At 53.1% G+C, this 21,190-nt stretch carries 19 protein-coding genes, 6 tRNA genes and 1 pseudogene; 3 read left to right on the top strand and 23 right to left on the bottom strand.

Annotation, left to right across the window (positions count from 1 at the left end; all coding sequences use genetic code 11):
* Positions 1-11: 11 nt before the first annotated feature.
* From A3EQ_RS0101635 to A3EQ_RS22860, 16 genes and pseudogenes are all read right to left on the bottom strand, one after another.
* The gene (locus A3EQ_RS0101635; protein WP_020153445.1) at positions 12-491 is read right to left on the bottom strand and encodes a YaiI/YqxD family protein; all 480 of its coding nucleotides are present in this window, start codon (positions 489-491) and stop codon (positions 12-14) included.
* Positions 492-603: 112 nt separating this feature from the next.
* Positions 604-1,629 carry a tRNA (adenosine(37)-N6)-threonylcarbamoyltransferase complex transferase subunit TsaD gene (gene tsaD / locus A3EQ_RS0101645; protein ID WP_020153447.1) on the bottom strand — a complete coding sequence of 342 codons (1,026 nt, stop codon included), beginning with the start codon at positions 1,627-1,629 and terminating at the stop codon, positions 604-606.
* The gene (gene rimI, locus A3EQ_RS0101650; protein WP_020153448.1) at positions 1,626-2,075 is read right to left on the bottom strand and encodes a ribosomal protein S18-alanine N-acetyltransferase; all 450 of its coding nucleotides are present in this window, start codon (positions 2,073-2,075) and stop codon (positions 1,626-1,628) included. The genes tsaD and rimI overlap by 4 nt, the downstream gene beginning before the upstream one ends.
* 16 nt (positions 2,076-2,091) lie before the next feature.
* Complete coding sequence (gene tsaB, locus A3EQ_RS0101655) at positions 2,092-2,787, bottom strand: tRNA (adenosine(37)-N6)-threonylcarbamoyltransferase complex dimerization subunit type 1 TsaB (protein ID WP_020153449.1); 696 nt, start codon at positions 2,785-2,787, stop codon at positions 2,092-2,094.
* Positions 2,768-3,241, bottom strand: coding sequence for a tRNA (adenosine(37)-N6)-threonylcarbamoyltransferase complex ATPase subunit type 1 TsaE (tsaE, locus tag A3EQ_RS0101660; RefSeq protein WP_026499655.1), 474 nt, complete (start codon positions 3,239-3,241; stop codon positions 2,768-2,770). The genes tsaB and tsaE overlap by 20 nt, the downstream gene beginning before the upstream one ends.
* 300 nt (positions 3,242-3,541) lie before the next feature.
* Positions 3,542-3,612 (bottom strand) — tRNA-Gly (locus tag A3EQ_RS0101670).
* A 304-nt stretch (positions 3,613-3,916) separates the two neighbouring features.
* Positions 3,917-3,990 (bottom strand) — tRNA-Pro (locus A3EQ_RS0101675).
* A 39-nt stretch (positions 3,991-4,029) separates the two neighbouring features.
* Positions 4,030-4,103 (bottom strand) — tRNA-Arg (locus tag A3EQ_RS0101680).
* A 38-nt stretch (positions 4,104-4,141) separates the two neighbouring features.
* Positions 4,142-4,224: transfer RNA gene (locus tag A3EQ_RS0101685), tRNA-Leu, on the bottom strand.
* A gap of 74 nt (positions 4,225-4,298) precedes the next feature.
* Positions 4,299-4,370 (bottom strand) — tRNA-Gln (locus A3EQ_RS0101690).
* Between the two features lie 8 nt (positions 4,371-4,378).
* A tRNA-Glu gene (locus tag A3EQ_RS0101695) sits at positions 4,379-4,450 on the bottom strand.
* A gap of 283 nt (positions 4,451-4,733) precedes the next feature.
* Positions 4,734-6,431 carry a M3 family oligoendopeptidase gene (locus A3EQ_RS0101705; RefSeq protein ID WP_020153452.1) on the bottom strand — a complete coding sequence of 566 codons (1,698 nt, stop codon included), beginning with the start codon at positions 6,429-6,431 and terminating at the stop codon, positions 4,734-4,736.
* A gap of 70 nt (positions 6,432-6,501) precedes the next feature.
* Complete coding sequence (locus tag A3EQ_RS0101710; RefSeq protein WP_026499656.1) at positions 6,502-6,963, bottom strand: SprT family protein; 462 nt, start codon at positions 6,961-6,963, stop codon at positions 6,502-6,504.
* 369 nt (positions 6,964-7,332) lie between these two features.
* A complete protein-coding gene (locus A3EQ_RS0101720; protein ID WP_154652792.1) occupies positions 7,333-9,519 on the bottom strand; it encodes a Tex family protein in 2,187 nt (728 codons plus the stop codon).
* A 446-nt stretch (positions 9,520-9,965) separates the two neighbouring features.
* The gene (locus A3EQ_RS22855; protein ID WP_026499695.1) at positions 9,966-10,364 is read right to left on the bottom strand and encodes an SRPBCC family protein; all 399 of its coding nucleotides are present in this window, start codon (positions 10,362-10,364) and stop codon (positions 9,966-9,968) included.
* A gap of 3 nt (positions 10,365-10,367) precedes the next feature.
* Positions 10,368-10,691 (bottom strand): annotated as a pseudogene (locus A3EQ_RS22860) (ArsR/SmtB family transcription factor); the annotation flags it as partial.
* 433 nt (positions 10,692-11,124) lie between these two features.
* Between A3EQ_RS22860 and A3EQ_RS22370 the strand changes: the two are divergent.
* Both A3EQ_RS22370 and A3EQ_RS23190 read left to right on the top strand, forming a co-directional pair.
* Positions 11,125-11,337: a hypothetical protein gene (locus A3EQ_RS22370; RefSeq protein WP_020153457.1), complete on the top strand. Its 213-nt coding sequence runs from the start codon at positions 11,125-11,127 to the stop codon at positions 11,335-11,337.
* A gap of 168 nt (positions 11,338-11,505) precedes the next feature.
* Positions 11,506-11,637, top strand: coding sequence for a transposase (locus A3EQ_RS23190; protein ID WP_154652793.1), 132 nt, complete (start codon positions 11,506-11,508; stop codon positions 11,635-11,637).
* A 461-nt stretch (positions 11,638-12,098) separates the two neighbouring features.
* On the opposite strand, the gene A3EQ_RS0101745 is transcribed toward A3EQ_RS23190, so the two are convergent.
* The 6 genes from A3EQ_RS0101745 to acpS all read right to left on the bottom strand — a co-directional run bounded on the left by A3EQ_RS0101745 (position 12,099) and on the right by acpS (position 17,962).
* Entirely contained in the window at positions 12,099-12,449 is a 351-nt protein-coding gene (locus tag A3EQ_RS0101745; protein ID WP_026499658.1) for a type II toxin-antitoxin system PemK/MazF family toxin, read from the bottom strand.
* 4 nt (positions 12,450-12,453) lie between these two features.
* Positions 12,454-12,735, bottom strand: coding sequence for a hypothetical protein (locus tag A3EQ_RS0101750; RefSeq protein ID WP_026499659.1), 282 nt, complete (start codon positions 12,733-12,735; stop codon positions 12,454-12,456).
* 154 nt (positions 12,736-12,889) lie between these two features.
* Complete coding sequence (gene alr, locus A3EQ_RS0101755) at positions 12,890-14,032, bottom strand: alanine racemase (RefSeq protein ID WP_020153461.1); 1,143 nt, start codon at positions 14,030-14,032, stop codon at positions 12,890-12,892.
* A 600-nt stretch (positions 14,033-14,632) separates the two neighbouring features.
* A complete protein-coding gene (locus A3EQ_RS0101765; protein ID WP_020153463.1) occupies positions 14,633-15,400 on the bottom strand; it encodes a sporulation protein in 768 nt (255 codons plus the stop codon).
* 992 nt (positions 15,401-16,392) lie between these two features.
* On the bottom strand, positions 16,393-17,406 hold the full coding sequence (locus A3EQ_RS0101785) for a LolA family protein (protein ID WP_020153467.1): 1,014 nt from the start codon (positions 17,404-17,406) through the stop codon (positions 16,393-16,395).
* Between the two features lie 202 nt (positions 17,407-17,608).
* Positions 17,609-17,962 carry a holo-ACP synthase gene (gene acpS / locus A3EQ_RS0101790; RefSeq protein WP_020153468.1) on the bottom strand — a complete coding sequence of 118 codons (354 nt, stop codon included), beginning with the start codon at positions 17,960-17,962 and terminating at the stop codon, positions 17,609-17,611.
* Between the two features lie 465 nt (positions 17,963-18,427).
* Here acpS and A3EQ_RS22690 point away from each other — a divergent pair, with 465 nt between their 5' ends.
* Positions 18,428-19,000, top strand: a complete 573-nt coding sequence (locus A3EQ_RS22690; RefSeq protein ID WP_169382632.1) for a rhomboid family intramembrane serine protease — start codon at positions 18,428-18,430, stop codon at positions 18,998-19,000.
* A gap of 218 nt (positions 19,001-19,218) precedes the next feature.
* Here the strand turns inward: A3EQ_RS22690 and A3EQ_RS0101805 are convergent, their stop codons facing one another.
* A complete protein-coding gene (locus A3EQ_RS0101805) occupies positions 19,219-20,637 on the bottom strand; it encodes a DEAD/DEAH box helicase (protein ID WP_020153471.1) in 1,419 nt (472 codons plus the stop codon).
* Positions 20,638-21,190: the final 553 nt, after the last annotated feature.

The raw sequence follows: 21,190 nt of genomic DNA on the forward strand, positions 1-21,190 counted from the left end.
GAAAAAATGATTCATCGGCCCTTCGGATCTTGCCCTTCTTCGTCTTTTCTTTCCGCGATGGCGGTCCGGCACAAACCGACGAGCCGTTCCCGAAAAAGGAGATCGTCCGTTGCCAACCGCTTTTTTGGTCCCTTCATCCGGACCCCGGCCAGGCGCATCTTTTGGGCAAGCTGCCTTTGCGCAAGCAGCCGGTCGATATTGGTTTCCGAGTAGATCAGGCCCTTCGGATGAATGGCGTATCCTCCCTTGGCGAGGATCAACGCCGCCAGGCCGTAATCCTGGGTGACGACAATATCTTTTTTCCGGACGCGGTTCAGGATGGCAAAATCCGCCGCATCCTTCCCCTCGGACACGGTGAGCGTCTCCGCGCCCTCACGGATGATATAATGGGACGTATCGCAAACGATGCAGGCGGGGATATGGAATTCCCCGGCGACCTGTACGGCAATGTCAACGACCGGACAACCGTCGGCATCGATCCATATCTTCATGAGACCCATCGCTTTCCGTCGGAATCATTCCGGATTCCCGGCTTTTGCAAAAAGGCGTCCGTTTTTCCGATATCCTCTTTACCGTCGCCGGCCCGCTTTGGCAAAAAGAGGTTCATCCTGAAGACTCCACAAGGCCGTAGGACGGATCGGCATTCAGCGTCAAATCGGCGCGCACCCCTTTTTCAAATAAAACACTGCCGCATGCGGCGATCATGGCGGCGTTGTCGGTGCATAATTCCAGGGAGGGGATGACCAAGGGTACGCCGGGAAGAGATTTCATCGCTTCCGCCATTTTTTCCCGCAATCCCCGGTTGGCCGCGACTCCCCCGGCCACCAGCACCTGTTTGGCCTGAAACTCCTTCGCCGCCCGGACCGTTTTTTCCGCCAGCACCTCTACGACGCTCGCTTGGAAGCTTGCGGCAAGATCCTTCGGGTCGATCGTCTCTCCCCGCTCTTCCGCGTCCCGAAGGGCATAGATCACCGCCGATTTTAAACCGCTGAAACTGAAGTCGTAGGAATCCTTTTCCAGCCAGGCGCGGGGAAGATCGATCACCGGCTTCCCTTCGCGGGCGAGACGGTCGATCTGCGGCCCCCCCGGATAGGGAAGATTGAGGGTGCGGGCAACCTTATCAAAGGCTTCTCCCGCCGCATCATCCCTCGTTTCCCCGATCAGCCGGAAACTCCCATGTTCCTTCATGTAAATGAGTTCCGTGTGGCCTCCCGAGACGACGAGGGCGATCAAGGGGAATTCCATTTCCCGTTCCAGCCGGTTGGCATAAATATGCCCGGCGATGTGATGAACCGGAACGAGGGGAAGCCGATGGGCGAAGGCCAACGTTTTCGCCGCCTCGATGCCGATCAATAAGGCTCCGACCAGCCCCGGCCCTTTTGTGACCGCAATCGCCGTCAAGTCACGGAAACCGATCCCGGCTTGTTCCATCGCCGCTTCGATCACGAGGGTAATCTGCTCCACATGATGCCTGGAAGCGATCTCCGGCACCACCCCGCCGAAACGCTTATGGCTTTCGATTTGCGAGGCGACCACATTGGACAAGACGATTTTTCCGTTCTTCACGACGGCGGCGGCCGTTTCGTCACAGCTTGTTTCGATGCCTAAAATGAATTGGTCCTGTTTCATATCCTCACCCACATGACGATTGCGTCTTCATAATTGTCCGTATAGTATCCTTTGCGGATGCCGCCGTAAACAAACCCCAATTTTTTATACAGGTTTTGGGCGACCGTATTGGAAATTCTCACTTCCAAGGTAACGGTTTTCGCCCCCCTCCGTTTTGCCGTGTCCATCACATGCCGCAGCAATTTTTCTCCGATCTTTCTGCCGCGGAATTCCGGAAGAACGGCGATATTGGTGATATGGGCCTCGTCCATGATGATCCAGATGCCGCAATAGCCGACCAAGTTGCCGTCGAGGCATGCCCCGGTGTAAAGGGCATAGGGATTCATCGTCAGTTCCCGGATGAACGCTTCCCGCGTCCACGGCAGCGAAAAGGACACGTTTTCAATTTTTAAAATCTCATCCACGTCCGCCACGGTTAACTGCCTGAAGGTCAGTGCCGTCTCCATACGATATAACCTGCCGTTATCCGTTTTTTTCCCGCCATTTGGCTTCCGCTTCCGCCAGGCGCAAATAGCTCGGCGTAAACGAATGGACGTCGGCGGCGGGGGCTTCCATTCCGAGCCGGGCCAATTCCGCGGGCCGGATCAGGTGATCGGTCAAGCTGCCGAACAGCGCCCTTTCGCCCAAAACTTCCGCAAAGGTTTGTTCATGTTTTGTGGCATCATAACCTAAAAACAAGATCTGTTCCGAATAACGGCTTAAACGTTCCGCCCATTCTTTCGCCGAAACATGCCGGTCTTCCAGGACGGGTTCCGGTTTTCCCGCAGCGTTCCACCGATACAGGCCGGAATAGATATTCCCCCGGCGGGCATCAATGACCGGGGCAATGAAGCCGCCGAAGTTTTTCCCCCCGGATGCCGCCATGACTTGCAGGGTGGAAACGCCCGACAGGGGAATATTCATGGTCCAGGCCAGGGTTTTGGCGATGGTGATTCCGATCCGGAGTCCGGTGTAGGAACCCGGGCCGCTGGTTACGACGACCTTGTTGATTTCCGGCAAAGTCACCCGGCAGTCGTCCAAAAGTTCCCGAACGGCGGCCAAGACCCGGACCGAATGGGTCCGTTTAATATTCGTCACGTATTCCCCGAGCACTTTTTCCCCGTTGATTAATCCTATGCCCATGATTTCCGTGGATGTGTCAATGGCCAAAATATTCATGGAAAAACTCCTTGCATAATGATTTGTACCGCTCGCCGCGCGGTTCAAAAAACAGCCTCCGCCTGTTTTCGCCGGCAATAAAAAAGCGGATGGCCAAGTATTGATCGGGAAGCTGGTCTTCGATCAAATGGGCCCATTCGACGACGGTGACACCGTCCCCGTGAAAGTATTCGTCAAACCCCAAATCTTCCCGGGAATCCTTCAAACGGTAAACATCCATGTGATACAAAGGAAATTCCTTTCCCTCGTATTCCCGGATGATCGTAAAGGTGGGGCTTTTGACCGTCTCTTCGACGCCCAATCCTTTGGCAATTCCCTTCGTAAAGGACGTCTTTCCCGCCCCCAAATCCCCTTCGAGACAAAGCACGTCCCCCGGTTTAAGATGCCGGCTCAGCCGTTCTGCGAGCTGCAGGGTTTCTTCCAAATAATTGATGAGGATTTCATATTTTTCCATCGTCGTCACCCGAAAATTCCTTTCTCCATCTAATGTAGCGAAACTATCGGAGAAGATCAATGTTCTTCCCTTTTCATCGGGGCGGGGTACCGCATGGGACACGGGGCTTCCCTCGTCTTGCCGGTCACCTTGTTCCGGAGGTTTTTCCATGGCGAACCGGGAAGGCGGAATCCCTTGGCCTGCCGGGGCCTGACGAAACGCCCGGCGAATGGAACAAATAAAAAAAGATGAGATCTTCTTCGTTCTCATCTTCGTTGTTTTCGCGTTTTTCTTTTTGACGTTTGGCAGACATAAAAATAGAGCGGGTGATGGGAATCGAACCCACGACAACAGCTTGGAAGGCTGTGGTTTTACCACTAAACTACACCCGCATTTCAGGCATAGTCTATAACACAAGTACCGGTTTGGAATGCCTCTTCCACTGCTAGCCGTTTCCGGGGAGCTGGGTGCGTCGAGGCAACTCGCAGCCTTTTCAGCGGAGCGTCGCTCGTGGCTGTGGTTTTACCACTAAACTACACCCGCGTATCAGGCATAGTCCATAACACAGGTATCGGTTTGGAATGCCTCTTCCTCTGCCAGCCGTTTCCGGGGAGCCGGATGCGTCGAGGCAACGCACAGCTTTCCGACGGAGGATCGCCCGTTCCCCGCAAAAAAGGGCGATATATGAAAAAGGAGTCGGGAAGACAGGATTTGAACCTGCGACCCCCACGTCCCGAACGTGGTGCTCTGCCAAGCTGAGCTACTTCCCGAAGTTCAAACCGCGGCTGAAAGCCGGTTTGCATAAGAAGCGCGCCCGAGAGGAATCGAACCCCTAACCTTCTGATCCGTAGTCAGACGCTCTATCCAGTTGAGCTACGGGCGCATGTGGGAAAATATTATTGGAAAATAGCTTTTCCAATATGCGGCCGAGAGGACTTGAACCTCCACGGTGTTGCCACCACTAGGCCCTCAACCTAGCGCGTCTGCCATTCCGCCACGACCGCTTCATCGTTATGGATGCATTTTTTATTTTACAGCAAAAACAACAAATTGTACAAGGAGAAATTTTGAACAATAACTGGGCCAGCTGGATTCGAACCAGCGCATCACGGAGTCAAAGTCCGTTGCCTTACCGCTTGGCTATGGCCCAACAGAGAATGACCCGTACGGGATTCGAACCCGTGTTACCGCCGTGAAAGGGCGGTGTCTTAACCACTTGACCAACGGGCCATCGAAATCGTTCAGACTCTTAAAATTATAGATAATGCATCATATCTTGTCAATACACTTCCCCAAATTTTTGGCCAAATTTTTTCCCTCCCTTCCGCTCCCGTTCGGGCGTTCCTCCGGCGATGTTTTGCAAACTTTGAAACCGCTCCGGATGCGGGAGCGGGGCGGAAGGGAAACGCCCGGGGGATGTCCCGTTCCCCGCCTCCCCTTCCCTTCCCGCACGAAGGGGAAGGCAATCCCCCCTGCACCCGGTTCTTCCCGCAAGAGGGAATGCCCGCCGGCTTTACAGCGCTTTGTCGTCCACCTGCTCCAGCCACTCCTTGATCGGCGCGATCACGGAGGAAACGGTCCCCTTTTCAAAGGGAGAACGAAGATTCGCCGCTTTTGCCAGGTTCAAAAAGGATCGGGAACCGCCCAGCCGGCAAAGGCGCACATAATCCTGCCAAGCCCCTTCATGATCCTCCCGGTCCCGTTTCCAAAATTGGAAGGCGCAGATTTGGGCGAGGGTGTAATCGATATAGTAAAAGGGATCCTCAAAAATATGGAGCTGCCGGTGCCAATATCCCCCTCCTTCCAAATATTCGTTTCCGTCATAATCCCGGTGCGGGAGGTAGATGTGTTCCAATTGCCGCCAGGCCTGATTCCGCTCCTGCGGCGTCCAATCCGGATTCGCGTAAACCAAATGCTGAAATTCATCCACCGCCGCTCCGTAGGGAATGAAGGTCAGGGCGTCGGTCAAATGGCTGTATTGATATTTCAGGGCATCTTCCCCGAAGAACAGGTGCATCCACGGCCAGGTGAAAAATTCCATGCTCATCGAGGAAATCTCCGCCGATTCGTGGGTCGGATGGAAATACTCGGGCACGGAAAAATCCCGGCTGCAATAGACTTGAAAGGCGTGGCCGAATTCGTGGGTCAACACGTTCACGTCTCCTGCGGTGCCGTTAAAATTGGCAAAAATGAACGGTGACTGATAATCTTCCAGATAGGTGCAATAGCCGCCCGGCGCTTTGTTCGGTTTCGATTCCAAATCCATTAAATTCCGATCAAGCATAAATTGGAAAAATTCTTCCGTTTCTTTTGCCAACCCGCGGTACATGGTTTTCCCGTTTTCAATCATCCATTCCGTCGGACCCTTCGGTTTGGCGTTTCCGCTTCGGAAATAAAAACTTTCATCGTAAAATTTCAAGGCATCCACGCCGATCCGTTCCCGCTGCCTTTTGTAAATTTCCGCAGCCACGGGAACGATATGTTCCCGCACTTGCTTCCGGAATGCTCCAACCATGCGGGCGTCGTAATCGATGCGGTTCATGAGCAGATAGCCCAGTTCCACAAAGTTTTTATAGCCGAGTTTCACCGCCCGTTCATTCCGCAGCTTGACGAGCTTGTCGAAAATCTCATTATACGTTTCCGCATGGTCGGCAAAAAAACCGTATTTTAGAGCCGCGGCCTCCTTGCGGGTGTCCCTGTCGGGATCCTGCAGGAAGAAATCGAGCTGGGACAGGGTCCATGTCTTCCCGCGGAACTTGATTTGCGCGGAAGCCCCCAATTTTTCGTATTCCGTCGTCAGCTTGTTTTCCTCTTGCAAAAGGGGAATAACTTCCTCAGAAAAAGACTTGATTTTGTATTCCGCAAGCTTAAACAGTTGGCTGCCGAACTCCTTCTCCAGTTCCTTCCGGTAGGCCGAATCCGCCAACGCCCTGTAAAACCTGGTCACCCGTTCCTCGAACTCCGGCATGACCGCGTCAAAAAATTCCCGCTCCTTTTGGTAAAAAGGATCGCTGACATCGACGGTCGAACGGATGTACACGAGATTTTCCAGGGTGGACAGCCGGCTCCGCAGCCGGTTGATTTCCTGCAAGGCCGCCTTGGCCGCCTCCAAGGAGGAGGCATTGACAAAATTTTTCAACAAACCGTCGAACTGGTCGTTTATCTCGGCCATCTTCGGCCGCTCATAAGGATAATTTTCAAATTTTAACACGTGGCTCCCCCCTGATTCGTCATCATTTCCGGCTGCCGGACAGATCGGTCTCCCCGCCGTGGACGGCCGCTCACGTCCGGTAGGCCACCAGTTTCCCCAGGCATCTTCCGCAAACGAATTTTTCGGTATTGATCCTCCGTTTTCTCCGGTACAAAGCCCCGCACCGACTGCACCGGTAAAGATGGATTTTTTCCGGTTTTCCCGCGGCGCCCTGCCCCGGCAGCGGTGTGCAATACCGCGGGGCCCCCACTTTTTCGATCAGCCGCTTGAAGTCTTTGTCCTTATGGCGAAAACCTTTCCCCGTTTGATGAAGATGATAATGGCAAAGCTCATGTTTAATGATGCCGATTAACTCCGGCATGCCATGGGCATCAAAATATTTTTTGTTGATCTCGATATTTCCGCTTGCCAAAAGATACCTGCCCCCGGTCGTCCGCAGCCTGGGATTAAACGTCGCCCGGTGGAGAAAGGGGCGTGAGAAAAACTTGAGGGAAATCTCTTCCGTCAGCCGTTGCAGCCGCTCGTCGTCCATCGGAGCGGAAACATTTTCTTCCATGAAGCATTCGAATTCTTTGTCTTGTCTCTCCATCCCCATAAAACCCCTTGAACGGTTTTGCCTCTCCTTTCTTTCGCCGTGTTTCAGCCTTCCCATCCGTCCGGAAGCCGCAAGGCCCATCGGCCCGTCCCTTTTCAACAGAAAAGGGAAGCTGGCGCAGGATGAAGAAGGCGTTGGCCAGCGGCCGAATCAGAAGAAAAGATCCATGTTTGTTTTCGCGAAAGGAAAAAGGGATCCGCCGGTGAAGGAGCCTTCGGTCCCCTTCGATTCCAAAGGGCGCAAAAACCCTCCTTCGGGCGCCGGGGAAATTCCCGGACCGGATGCTTGGCGGTTCTTTTTTACCGCTTATTTTGGAATCATCGTCAAGGAGATCCGTCCTTTTTGCACATCCACCTGCTCCACCCAGACGGTCACGATGTCCCCGACGGATACGGCATCGAGGGGATGTTTGATGTAGCCTTTGCTCATCTTGGAGATATGCACAAGCCCGTCCTGTTTCACGCCGATATCGATAAAGGCGCCGAAGTCCACCACGTTGCGGACCGTTCCTTGCAATTCCATTCCCGGCTTCAAATCCTCGAGCCGAAGGACGTCCTTTCTCAACAGCGGCTTCGGCAAATCGTCCCGCGGATCCCGTTCCGGACGCATGAATGAATCCAGGATATCCTTTAACGTGTATTCGCCGATGCCGATTTCTTCGGCGATTTTCCGGACGTCCGCCCCCTTCAGTTTTTCAGCCAATTTTTCCGTCCCCAGATCCGCCGCCGAGAGCCCCAAGGTTCGCAGCAGTTTTTTCGCGCTCGCATAATTTTCGGGGTGGATGCCGGTGCGATCCAGGGGCTCGTCCCCGTCGGGGATGCGCAAAAAGCCGATGCACTGCTCGTAGGTTTTGGCGCCGAGCCTCGGGATCTTTTTCAACTCTTCCCGGTTTTGAAATTTGCCGTTTTCTTCCCGGTATTTCACGATGTTTTTCGCCACGGCCTTGGACAATCCCGAGACGTATTGCAACAGGGAGACGGAAGCGGTGTTCACATTCACCCCGACCTGGTTGACGACGGTTTCGACGACAAATTGCAAAGATTCCTGCAATTTTTTGCCGGATACATCGTGCTGGTATTGGCCGACGCCGACGGATTTCGGATCGATCTTCACCAGTTCGGCCAAGGGATCCTGGATCCTCCGGGCAATGGACACCGCGCTCCTTTCCTCCACCTGCAAATCGGGGAATTCTTCCCTGGCCAAATCGGAAGCCGAATATACGCTGGCCCCGGCTTCGTTGACGATGGTGTAAAAAACTCTTTCATCCGCCTCCTGCAAAACGTCGCCGATAAATTGTTCCGTCTCCCTGGACGCGGTTCCGTTTCCGATGGCGATGATATCCACCCGGTATTTCTTCAAAAGGAGAAGCACTTTGCTTTTCGCTTCCTCCCGCTTTTCCGCCGGCGGGTGGGGATAAATGACGTCCACGTGAAGCAATTTTCCCGTTTCATCGACGACCGCCAATTTGCATCCGGTCCGGTAGGCGGGATCGACGCCGAGGACGATCTTCCCCTTCAACGGCGGCTGAAGCAGCAGCTTCCGCAAGTTTTCGGAAAAAACATGGATCGCCTGTTCTTCCGCCCTCTCCGTCAATTCGTTGCGCACTTCCCTTTCGATGGACGGCTGGATCAGACGCCTGTACCCGTCTTCCAAGGCCTCCTCCAGCTCTTTGGCGCAGACACAGTTTTCATCGGTTATGAACCGCCGTTTTAAATAGGCCAAGATCTTCTCCGTATCCGGCCGGATCGAAACCTTTAAAACCCCTTCCTTTTCCCCGCGGTTCAAGGCGAGCACCCGGTGGGGGACAATTTTGGCCACCGGCTCCTGATAATCGTAATACATTTCATATACCCGTTTTTCGTCCTTGCTTTCGTCTTTCACGGCCGATTGGATCACGCCGTTCTTCATCGTTTCCGAACGGATCCAGTTGCGGATTTCCGCCTGGTCGGCGGCATATTCGGCGATGATGTCCTTCGCGCCGCCGACCGCCTCTTCCGCGCTGTTTACTTCCAAATCTTCACGGACGTACCGGGATGCCTCTTCGAGCAAATCCCCCGACGCGGGACAGGAAAGCATCCAGCGGGCCAGCGGCTCCAGCCCCCGTTCCTTGGCGATGGCGGCCTTGGTGCGCCGTTTTTGTTTATAGGGCCGGTATAAATCTTCCACCTCTTGGAGCTTGGACGCCGCCCGGATTTGCGCGGCGAGTTCCTCCGTCAGCTTTCCCTGTTCGCCGATGAGCCGCAGGACTTCCGATTTTCTTTCTTCCAAATGTAAAAGATAATTCCAGCGCTCCAGGATGTCGCGGATGGCGACTTCATCCAAAGCGCCGGTCCTTTCCTTCCGGTATCTGGCGATGAAAGGGATCGTGTTCCCTTCCTCCGTCAGCTCGATGACGCTTTTCACCTGGCTGGCCTTAAGGTTCAACGCCTTGGCGACCGCCAGATAGGCCGAATCTCTTTCGAAAACCTGAACCAAACGATTCACTCCCGTCATGCCTTTTTCCGGACGCAGGCAAGGCATCCGTGGATGTCTCCATTTTAACAAACCGGAAGGAAGGACTGAAGAGTTTTCGAAGGCGAAGACTTTCAGACGCCGCAGGAAGGGGACGGAGGAATACGGGACGCGGAGAATGGGGGAGGTACGGAACGGCGCAATCGGACAAAGCCTTTGGGGGATCCCGAAGGCAAAAAAACGGTTATTCGGAAAATCGTGTTGAAGCCCATTCGGGCCGGCTTCGGCCAAGGATCCGGTTTTCCCTATCCGTATGCACTTCGTGCGATCTTGACCCGAAACGGCAAGAACTTGTCAGATTGTCCGACGTAGACATAACCGGCTGCTAACTACATGCAGCCGGTTTATGTTGATTCGGTCAAGCAGGGTTCAATTATCGTACCCATTAATTTGGCATTGGGGAGGGTGATATTTTGTACCAAATGCGGTTATTGATCCAACACTTTTTCAAGCTCGCCGATCCATCGACTCCAGCCATACTTAGCGCCTTGGACTCCTTTAGCATTTGAGAATCCGATTTGTTCGAGATGAAGGTTAACCTTTCCGTTCCCTAAATCCTGCAGCGTCCAGGTGACCGTGTGCTTCTCCCCTGCGCTTTCCCAAGTATAGGACAACCGGTTTGGCGGGTCCACGATAAGCACTTCACCTTCAATAATTCCATCCCACCATTCATTTGGCTCAGTTCGGAATTGAAATTTATGTCCTACGATTGGTTTAAAGTTATTTTCCATTATCCATTTTGCAAGAGTATCCGAATCTGTTAATGCGTTCCAAACCTTCTCGATCGATGCGTTGAATTGAAAATCCAAAGATAATGTTAAACTCATTCTTTCTTCCTCCTCTAATAGTTGGTTCAAGCGCAACAAATTCGTACTCCAGAACTTGCTGTAGAAAGCCACCCAATCTTGAACTTCTTTGAGTGGAGAGGCGTTTAGCCTAAATCGCGTTTCTCTGCCGACTTTCCGGTCAAGTACCAGTCCGGCCTCTTTAAGGATTTTCAAATGCTTGGATACCGCTGTCCGGCCAATTTGAAACTGTGCCGTTAACTCATGAAGCGGTTTCTCCTCTGCCTCTGCCAACAGCCGAATCAGTCGGCGCCTAGTTGGATCCGCAATCGCCTCAAACACATCCCGCGACTGGATCTTCTCGCTCATAACACCCCCTCCTAAGTATTTTGTTCATTCAAGTGAAACTGATACAGGTTCCAACTTTCCAAATGAATAACTCCTAATTGGACACCATTTGGTGGCGGTTTGATTATAGGACACCATATGGTGTCGTGTCAACAACATTTTTAAACTCCACATGAAAACTGTCAGTCAGCTATGTGTATTGATTTTATGCCATTTGGCTCCTTGACAACATGTTAAAAAGCCTCAGTGCGATAATGCCGAAGCTTTATGATCATGACTCAGTCTTGTTGGGTGTCGGGACTGCTTGATTAATCTCATTCGGTCCTAGATAACTGCCATTTATCACAGGAATTCAAATTCATTATGTAAATGGAACATCGATCTTTGTCTATAAAATAGAACTTAGCTATACTGGTTTTTAACCATATTAGGAACCTTTCTCGGAGGGGATCATGTGAAGCGAAATGGGGAGCTGGACGAGTTAATTGAGCATTTTACGTTTCTTCCAAACGAAATGCAGCAAGTTGGGAACAAATCAGGGGGAACTCGTTTAGGATTTGCCGTACTATTTGATGAAGACCAGGACGGCTCAAGCAGCGGTGAGGGACTTCTTTCTTTTCAGGAATTAAAGCTGATCCGGGTAAACCAGGCGTCGAAAATGTGTTAAAAGAAGTCAGTAAGCTGCGAACGATTCGAAATCTGGAACTTCCGCGGCCTTTTGCCGTTGGCTGAAACGGGCGAAAGACAACGGGGCGGAAGGCATCCTTCAAACCAAGAAAGAATTGCATGAGTGTTATAAACGCTGAGAACAGTCGGGGATTGAAGCGTTCCAACGATGTGTCCGGACATTCAGGAATTGGGATATGGAGCTCGTTTTGTTTTTGGCTGCACGAATGGCTTTTTGGAAGGGATCAATAATCATACGAAACTGATCAAACGCAATGCGGTATGGATTCAGGAACTTTAGCGGGCAAGGGCCAGGATACTGCTTACATGCAAGTAAAAAAAATCGGGGTCCATGTGGGGTATGGCCGCAGGCCCCGCCCCAACATTTGACAAAGGACCGACTTTAAACGGACAGGAAGAACCGGAAAAGTAAAAGGAACGGACCGAAAAGGCAAAAGAAGTCCCCGTTCCGGAAGGAAAAACCGATGTTTTTTAGCAATGAGACGGGAATCGGCTTCGTCGGTTTCAGAGAGGCAGGCGGACCGTTCCGCAAGCAGGAAAAAACAGTCCGACGGGGTTCTGCTTCATCGCTTCAGAAAGGCCATGCGGAAGGAGGCGGGAAACGGGAAAGAGACGTGCCGGTGGAGAACGCGTTCCCCTGCGGAATGCCCGGCTCCGGGGAAGGCCGGACGCGTTTTTCTTTTATGTAATGAATCTTCTTTATGTACAAAAACGCTCTTTTGGCAAAAAGAGCGTTTCCTTTCAAAAATCGATCAGTCCCAGGCTGATTTGCAGCGCCCTGTCCACTTTGGCCATCATCTCATCATCCAGATGGGTGATCTTGTCGGTGAGCCGTTGCTTGTCGATGGTGCGGATCTGTTCCAGCAATATGACGGAATCCCTGTCGAACCCGTATTTCTCGGCGCTGATTTCCACATGGGTGGGCAATTTCGCTTTTTGGATCTGCGCGGTAATCGCTGCAACGATCACGGTCGGGCTAAAGCGATTTCCTATATCATTTTGCAGGACTAATACCGGGCGCACCCCCCCTTGCTCGGAGCCGACCACAGGGGAAAGGTCAGCAAAATAAACATCGCCTCGCCTTACAATCAAAGGTTCATCCTCCACTTACCATTTTCTCTACCGTGGTTTCCGCCTCATCCTCCGCCTGGAAAGCTTCCGAAGCAATGGACAAATTGATCTTCGCCATCTCCATATATCCCCGCCGCATCGACTCGCGGATCTGCTTTTGTTTCCGTTCCCTCAGATACCATTTGACGGCTTGATGGAAAAATTCGTCCTGGTTGATCTCTTCCTGTTGGATGATGCCTTCGACTTCCAGCATTAATTTTTGCGGCAAGCTGATGACGACTTCCTGCATTTCTCTGGACTCAGACACAAAAGCACACCTCCACCACGACTGCATCCGAACTGTTAGTGAAATCAACTAAATCGTAACATTATTTTCCCGCCAAGAAAAGAAATTTTTAAAATTTCTACCCTATTATCCGCTGAAAAACGGACAATTTATGCATGAACTGTAAAATTTTTCATCATGAAAACAGGGCATTTTTGATCTTCACGATTTTCTCTCCCTGTTTGTAAATCCGGGGAATCCGCTGGGAAAGGGTGCTGACGATCTCGTAATTGATCGTGTTCCGCTTCCGGGCAATTTCATCGGCGGAAATTTCCTCGTCCCCCTGCCTGCCGATGAGGGTGACCAGCGTGCCCGGCTCCACCCTTTCCGGCAGCCTGATCATGCATTGGTCCATGCAGATCCTTCCGACGATCGGGGCCCTCTTCCCGTTGACCAGCACTTCCTGGCCTTGCAGGTCCCTCAGCCAGCCGTCCGCGTAGCCGATCGGAACGGTGCCGATCCACTCGTCCTGTTCCGCCGTGTACGTGCAGCCGTAGCTGATTTTTGCCCCTTTTTCCGCCTTTTTGACGTGGCTGAGCCTGGAATGGAGAGACAGGGCCGGTTTTAAAGGAAACGGGAGCGCCGGCTTGATTTCTTCCGAAGGGGAGAGGCCGTACATGACGATGCCGGTCCGGACGAGGTTAAAAGCGGCTTCGGGATGCAAAAGGGCCGCCGCGCTGTTGCTCGCATGGATCCATTCGGGACGCTCCGGAAAGCGGGACAGAAACGCCTGGAATTTTTCCAATTGTTTTTGATAATAGTCCCCTTCCAAGGTATCCGCCGCGGCGAAATGGGTAAAGACCCCTTCGGTGCGGATCCATTTGCTTTTTTTCAGCGCCGCAAGCAGCGAATCGAGTTCGTCGAGGGTCCGGACGCCCAATCTTCCCATTCCCGTATCGCATTTGACATGAATGTTCAAAGGAGAGGTCAAATGGCGCCCGGCCTCCTCCAGCCACCCTTCCTGGAAGGCCGTCAAGGAGATGCGGTTTTCCGCGGCGACTTGGGCGTGCTGCGGCGGGCAATAGCCAAGGACGAGTATGGGGGCGTCAATCCCCCGTTTGCGCAAAAAAAGCGCCTCATCCAACATGGCGACACCGATCCACTTGGCGCCCGCCTCCAAGGCGGCCTCCGCCGTCTCTTCCGCCCCGTGGCCGTATCCGTCCGCCTTCACGACCGCCATGAGTTCCGTACCTTCGGCCAAATGGCGGCGGATATTCCGGACATTTTCCGAGATGGCATCCAATCGGATTTCCATCCACGTATCCCTGTAATAATGCATCGTTACACTTCCTTAAAATTTCCTTTTTATAATATTGAATTATGTGCCTTATTTTTCCCAATGTCAAACGGTTTTCCACAAGAGTCCGGGGGTCAAGGGATGCGGGCATTTTTCCGTACGGGCCCATTCGCAAAAGGATTCAGGCCCGGGTGATCATCCGCTTCATCCGAATCAGTCCGTTTCTGAAAACCCCGCGTATGCGGCATGGAAAGACAGCCTGAAAACGAATGGCCGCTTTGCACGCGGTCCTACTTTGGGGCCCGGTCTTTTGAAATGGAGACCAAACCCTTTCCCGCAAACAACGCACCGGCCTTCTTTGGGGCTCGGTTCTTTTGAAATTGGATGGAGCCTGCCCGATTTCGCAAAGCGATTCTTCTTTGGGGTTCGGTTCTTTTGAAATCCCTTGGCGAGGAAACGTCCGGCCTGCCGGCCCGGGGAGGTTCGTGATTGCGGTACCTGTTTGGGGCGCCGATAAAGCCGGCAGGGGGCGGGATGCGTTCTGAACGCGGAATTTGCGGCAAAAGGACCGGATGAATTTTTCTTTATCATAGCCGCGAAGACGGGCCAGCCCCTTTTTTAATGCAACGTTCTTCATCCGGTTTAACTGTAACGGGATATAACGGAGCCAATGATTTCGGTCAAATTCGGAATATCCTGTTCCGATACCGTAAATCTCACCAGGCTTTCATCCATTTCCAGCGCCTCGGCCAATAAGCTGGCGAATCCTCGGGCTTTCCTGTCCACTTCCATCAACACTTCGACTCCCTGGCGTTTCGGAAAGAAGACGACCTCCAATTCGTCAAGTTTGCCCCGAAACGGCCCGCGCACGGGAACAAATTCAAATTCCTGAATGAAAGGGAGGCGGTTGCGGAAAATCCCTTTCGCCTGTTCACAATCGGCATTCCGCAAACGGAACCCTAATTGGCTCAATGAGTGAAAAATTGCACCGGTCAACGGCGTCGGGACAATGGAAATGTAATCACGGTCAGCGGGATCGACGGCATTTTTAATGTCCAACCCCGTCCGCACCCACACTTTCGTTTTCCCGATGGTAAGCGGGGTGTCGAGCGGCAGCTCAAAGGAAAAGGGAATTTCCTTTCCTTCATTCGGCCGGATGACGAGGGATTGGGTAAGCCGGTAGCGGCCGATCTGGATTTGTTCCCTTACCCGCCGGTCATCTTTTTTCAATTCATATGTCGTATACAAAGAAAGATAAATGCTGTCAATTTGTTGCTCGACATTCCCTCCTCGGATTTGCACGATCCCCTCCACTTTCTCGCCGGGAACCAACTCGCTCCGGAAAATTTTCGTATCCACTGTCGCCGAGCCGATCCCGACGCTTGCCAAGAGCTTGTTCACGAATGACATCGGTTTCGCCCTCCCTTTTCATTGATTAAGATCATTCTATCATAGGGTCTTCGGATTTCCTATGTGTTTTGTGATCACCGCGTTTTGCACGTTTCGTGATAAGGACAAGCTCACGGCGATAAAGCGGAGAGCCGCTCCGGACGGCGCAGGGCGGCCGCCGCGGCCGGAGAAGGAAACATGCATGTCCGCCGCAGCGTCAATCCGGCGGGTCGTGGAAGGATGCGGGGATTGGGAGCGGCTCTGTCTGGTTAGAAAATGAAAATCCTCACTTGAAATTTGGGGTAGAGCAAGTACTTTCAGGATGAAAATCCAAAGCGCTTCTTCACGGATAATCCGTATCCCAAAACTGGAATAAGGTTTTCTCCATAAGTCCGCAGGTCCGGAAAACGTTTTGTCGGAAATTCGGCTGCCCTATGGGAAACCAGGGTAAAGGCAGCCGGATCCGCTTGGTTGATCGACGCTTTTCCTTGCCCTTTGGTCGTCCCCGATCGGATGTACGGAAAAATTGGGCTGCGGTTTCTCTACGCGGGAATGCGGCAACCCGACCGGGTCCGGCAAGCGACGTCGTTTTCTTTTCCCGCGGGAATGCGGCCATATGGACGGGTTTCCGCCGGACTCCCCGGATCTTCCTTTCCGAAAAGCAGCTTCCCCGCGGAAAAACCGGCCCGACCTGCTTTCCGCGGTTTTCCCCGAAAAAAACCCCCTGTTCGCGAGAGAGAAACGTTCCGTTATTTGCGGCAAGATTTTGCCGGAAAAGGGCGGGCCGTCCCCGGGTGCGGCCAAGGCGTCCATTTTGCGGCAATGGTTGTGAAGAATAATCGTTTACCGCGCTGCCGGCGAACGATCCCCTGCCGAAAAAGGAAAACCCGACCATCAGGGCCGGGGTGTCCAATGGCTGAGACAGGCTTCAATCGAGAAAAGGGGGAAAGGAAAATCCCTTTCTCCCTTTCCCCGGCTTCCCAGAAAAACAGCCGATCTTTTCGGGAAAAGCGTCATTTTTCCGAAGCGGCATCGACGGACTTGGCGAGCATGACCATTTCCTCCCTCGACAGATCGTTGGAGGCGATCATATATTCCACCCCGTCATCGGCCCAAAGGAGGGAATGATCCGTTAAAACGCCGACGGTGAAGCCCAAATCGACCGGATCCCCTTCAAGGGCCAGCGTCGGCATCGCAACCGTTTCCTTCACATGGATCTTCTCCTGCATGAAGGTGAAGGACTTTTCCCCGTCGTAGGTCATCACGACCCGCTTCCCGTTCCCCGTCATCACTTCCTCTTCGTCGACCAGCTCCGCGCCGGGGATTTCCGCCATCGGAATTTTAACGGTGAAGTTGCTGTCGGCTTCTTCCTTTGCCGCCGGCACTTCCAAAAGGGCGCTGGACATGTTCCGGTTCAAATCGAAGGCCTTATCGTCAAAGGGAGCGTTGAATTTGATATCGGTGAATTCCACCGTAAGCATCACTTTCCGGTCCTGGTCCATCACTTTGACGCTGACCGGAGACAGATCCTTTTTCCGGAAGGTGACTTGCTGGTAAGGCAAGGACTTATTGTATTGATAGCGGGTTTTCCCTTCGAAAACATAATAGTCTTTCGACTGGGTGAATTTCGCGTCCTGATCTTCCGACAAATCTTTGATGAGCGATTCGTAGAAATAGGGCTGGCTGCTGTTTTTCGGCCAGTCGCTCCGGAATTTAAAACTTTTATTCATGGAAGGGGTAAGGACGTATACGCCGTCTTTATTGCGCAGGATCATCTGGCTTTGGTCCCGCGCGGCGTTTTTCATGTACACCCGGTAATATTCCGGTTTTTGATGCCACACTTCCACGTTGTACTCCTGTTTTTCCGTCCCGAGGGCAAGGGACATTTTCGCGTTGTATTTATACCCCTTGATCTTTTCCGCTTGTTCGGTCAATTTGTCCAGCACTTCATCCTTCGATTTTTCCCCGCATCCCGCCAGAAAAAATGCCAACAACCCGATGAAAAGCAAAAACCCGATCCTTCTCATTTTTCCAACCCCTTTGGCTCATTTCGATTGTCCTTAAAAAGGAAAGGGAATAAATCCTGTTGCCTTTCTCCCCGGCTTCCCTTCCCACTGATGTTGTCCGTTCTTCTTGCTTCGAATATATGAGACAACCAATCGATTTATGCCAGAAGAAATTTTTCCCTGGGGTTGGAAAGAATCGCGCCGGGCCGTCTTTCGGGAAATCCTATGGCGATTCGATCACGACCATGGCGACGGCGCAAGTTTTGCTGTGGGAGATGGATAAATGCACCCCCCTTTCCTTCGGTTTCGCGAAAAAGGGCTTCCCTGCCGGATCCGTTTGAATCTCGATGTCCCGGAAGGACAAATCTTTGCCGATCCCCGTCCCCAGCGCCTTGGCAAAGGCCTCCTTGGCGGCGAATCGGCCGGCCAAATATTCGGTTTTCCGGGATTCCGGCAGGCGCCGAAAATCCTTTTGTTCCCTGTCGGTCAAGATCCGGTCGGCAAATCTCGGTTTTCTTTTCATGATTTCCCGGATCCGTTCGGTCTCCACAATATCGACGCCGATTCCTGCGATCATGAAACCCACCTTCTAACCAATGGAATTTTGCATAGATATGTATTGTCCAAGTTTTTTCCGGCGGCCGTGATGCCCGTCACCTACGCTCCGGTTCCGGGAAGGAAAAGGCCCGCCCGTCGAGATAAATTTCCGGCCTGGTCTTGCAAAGGAAGGACGGCCGGAAGCCATCCGGGGAAATTTCATTTTCCCGGGACGGCACCCATCCCTTCGGGCGGCGGCAATGTTCCCGGCGAACATGGGGCGGAAACGCTCCGCAAGCAGGGGAACGCTTCCGGAAAATCCGGCGAAATCCGAAATGCGCCTCGTCCGGACCTCCAGGAACCCGTCCCTTCCTCCTTGCGGCGTTCAAGCCGGAGCAACCCCCCGAGGCCTGTTCCGGGGCGGATCGGCTTTCCTTCCGGCCGTTCCGGCAGCGTCCGTCCCGATGCATTGGCCGCAAAAAAACAAACAGGCGAGGGATCGTCCGTGATCGTTTCCAGACCGATATTGAATCTGCAAAGCTTGAAAACATCGGCCGCCGTCCACATCCTGCTCTTTCAGGCCGTCTGCTATTTGCTTTTGACCGTGCCCTTCTTTCCCAACCGTCTCCTGTTCGAAAAAACCGCCTGCATCCATCTGTACATTGCGGAGGGAGAATGGTGGCGGCTTTTGACATCCCTGTGGATCCATACCGATTTCTCCCATTTATTCGCCAATTCCATGACCTTTCTCCTGTTCGGGCTCCTTTTGGAAGCCGAACGGAGCCGTTCGGATTTGCTGCTCGTTTACTTGAGTTCCGGCATCATCGCCAATCTTTTCTGTTTCTTCATCACCCCGCTGACCTACATCCACGTCGGGGCGAGCGGGGCGGTTTTCGGGACGGCCGGGGCGGTTTTTGCCGGACGATGGCGGAAGGAACGGTTCCACAGGCTTTCCCTTCCCGCGTTATTGGTGATCTTTTCTTTCATCATAACAGCCTTTCAAGAAAACGAGAATGTCTACACCCATATTTTCGGTTTCCTTTGGGGAATGGTCTGCGGCTGGGCCGCGAGAAAATGACCGCCCGCCCCTTCGTCCCGGCGGCGTTTCAGCCGGAGCATAAACCGCCGGGTCCTTTTCGGAATGGTTCAGCCCATTCCTGATTTCCTCCGGGCGGCCGGTCCGGCGGGACCCTTTTTGGCGGCGGGAGGCGGATCTTCCCGGCCGGTTTCATGAAGAAAAAAGAGAGGATGATATGCCTTGGGCATAGGATCCTCTCTTTTCGGTCCCGTCTTTGCCTACCTTTTTCCGGCGGTCTTCCTGCGGAAATATTTTTGCCCGTTGACCGCCTCTTTTTGTTTGACGGAAGTTTTCCGATTTTTCGCCGTCCGCTTTGCCGGAAGGGGCCGCTCGAAGGAAAGCTTGACGGGCGTCCTGTCCGGCTCCTTCGTCAACAGTTTTAACGCGGCGCTCACCACCGCCACCGGATCGCTTTCCGAAAGCAACTCTTCCGCCGCTTCCCGGTACAGGGACAGATCATTTTCTGAGATCGCCGCATGAATTTTTTCCATCGCCAGGCGCTGCTGGCCCTCGATCGCTTCCTTCAGGGAAGGAACATCAATCCTTCTCATCCTTCTCCCCGTCGTTTTTTCCACTTCCCGCAAATAGCCCATCTCCCTCGGCGCGACAAAGGTGACGGCCATTCCGGAATTTCCCGCCCGCCCGGTTCTGCCGATGCGGTGCACGTAGGATTCCGGATCCTGGGGAATGTCAAAATTGTACACATGGGTGACGCCGGATATGTCGAGTCCCCGGGCGGCGACATCCGTCGCCACAAGGACGTCGATGTTCCCCTCCTTGAATTTCCGCAGGACGGAAAGCCGTTTCGCCTGGCTCAAATCGCCGTGGATGCCTTCCGCCGTATACCCCCGGATGGACAAGGCCTCCGAGAGTTCGTCGACGCGCCGTTTCGTCCTGCCGAAAACGATGGCCAGATCCGGGGAATGATAATCCAAAAAGCGGGTGAGGGCATCGAATTTATCCTTTTCTTCCACTTTGACAAAATATTGGTCGATTTGCGGGACGGTCATTTCCTTCGAACGGATTTTGATGAACTCGGGATTTTTCATGAAGCGGAGGGCCGTCTGCCGGATCCGCTCCGGCATCGTGGCGGAAAACAGCAAGGTCTGCCTTTCGGCAGGCAGTTTTTCCAAAATGGCTTCAATATCCTCGATGAATCCCATATTCAGCATTTCATCCGCCTCGTCGAGGACGACGATGCGGATCCGTGACAGGTCGACCGTCTTCCGGTTCATGTGATCCAGCAACCGCCCCGGCGTTCCGACGATGATCGCCGGCTGTTTTTTCAGCGCCCGGATCTGCCGCTGGATGTCCTGGCCGCCATATACGGCCAACACTTGAACCTTTTTGTCGTAGCCGATTTTATGCAGTTCTTCCGATACTTGAATGGCCAACTCCCGGGTCGGGGCGATGACCAAGCCTTGGGGGGCTTTCACCCGCGCATCCGTTCTTTCCACCATCGGGATTCCGAAGGCGGCCGTTTTTCCCGTTCCCGTTTGCGCCTGGCCGATAATATCCCGCCCCGCCAGGCTGAAGGGGAGGGATTGTTCTTGAATCGGCGTCGTTTCTTCAAATCCTATCCTTTTTAAGGATTTTAAAATGCTTGGACTTAACTGAAAATCTTGAAATTTTACCAATCGTTTCTTCTCCTTTTTTATTCATTGCTTTTATCCTTATAAACAGTTTTTCCCGTGTTTATACGTCTTACCCCGGAGATGTGCGGAAAATATTTCCACGGCCTGCGGGGACCGTCGTGCCTTCCTTTCCGGGCGCTTTCGGCCGCCAGCGAAACCGCCCGCCTCCGGTCGGGTGGTCCGGCCCTCCCGCCTGCGGCAGGTTTTTGCCCGGAGATGTCCTTAGAAAAGGCAATAAACAAATGCCCCGCCCGCTGCCGCCCATCGTTTTCCCCGAATCGGTTCTCGGAATCGGGGACTTTGAGAAAAGAAGGCGGCATCGGCATGCTTTTGTCCGAATCCCCCCGGCCCGGCCATGGGAAGTTGGTAAACATTGCCGTCCGCAAGTCTTTCCATTGTACCATCCGGCGGACCGGTTACGCAATTTTCAAGCTTCGAAAAACTCTTTTTTTCGGAAAAAGTGGAGGACCGGGCATCATCCGGGATTGTTCGCAACCGGTCAAAGGAGCAAAAAGGGGGACGCCTGCGAAAGCGAAATCCCTTTCCGGACTTCCCG

The sequence above is a fragment of the Caldibacillus debilis DSM 16016 genome (assembly GCF_000383875.1).
Taxonomy (GTDB): Bacteria; Bacillota; Bacilli; order Bacillales; family Caldibacillaceae; genus Caldibacillus; species Caldibacillus debilis.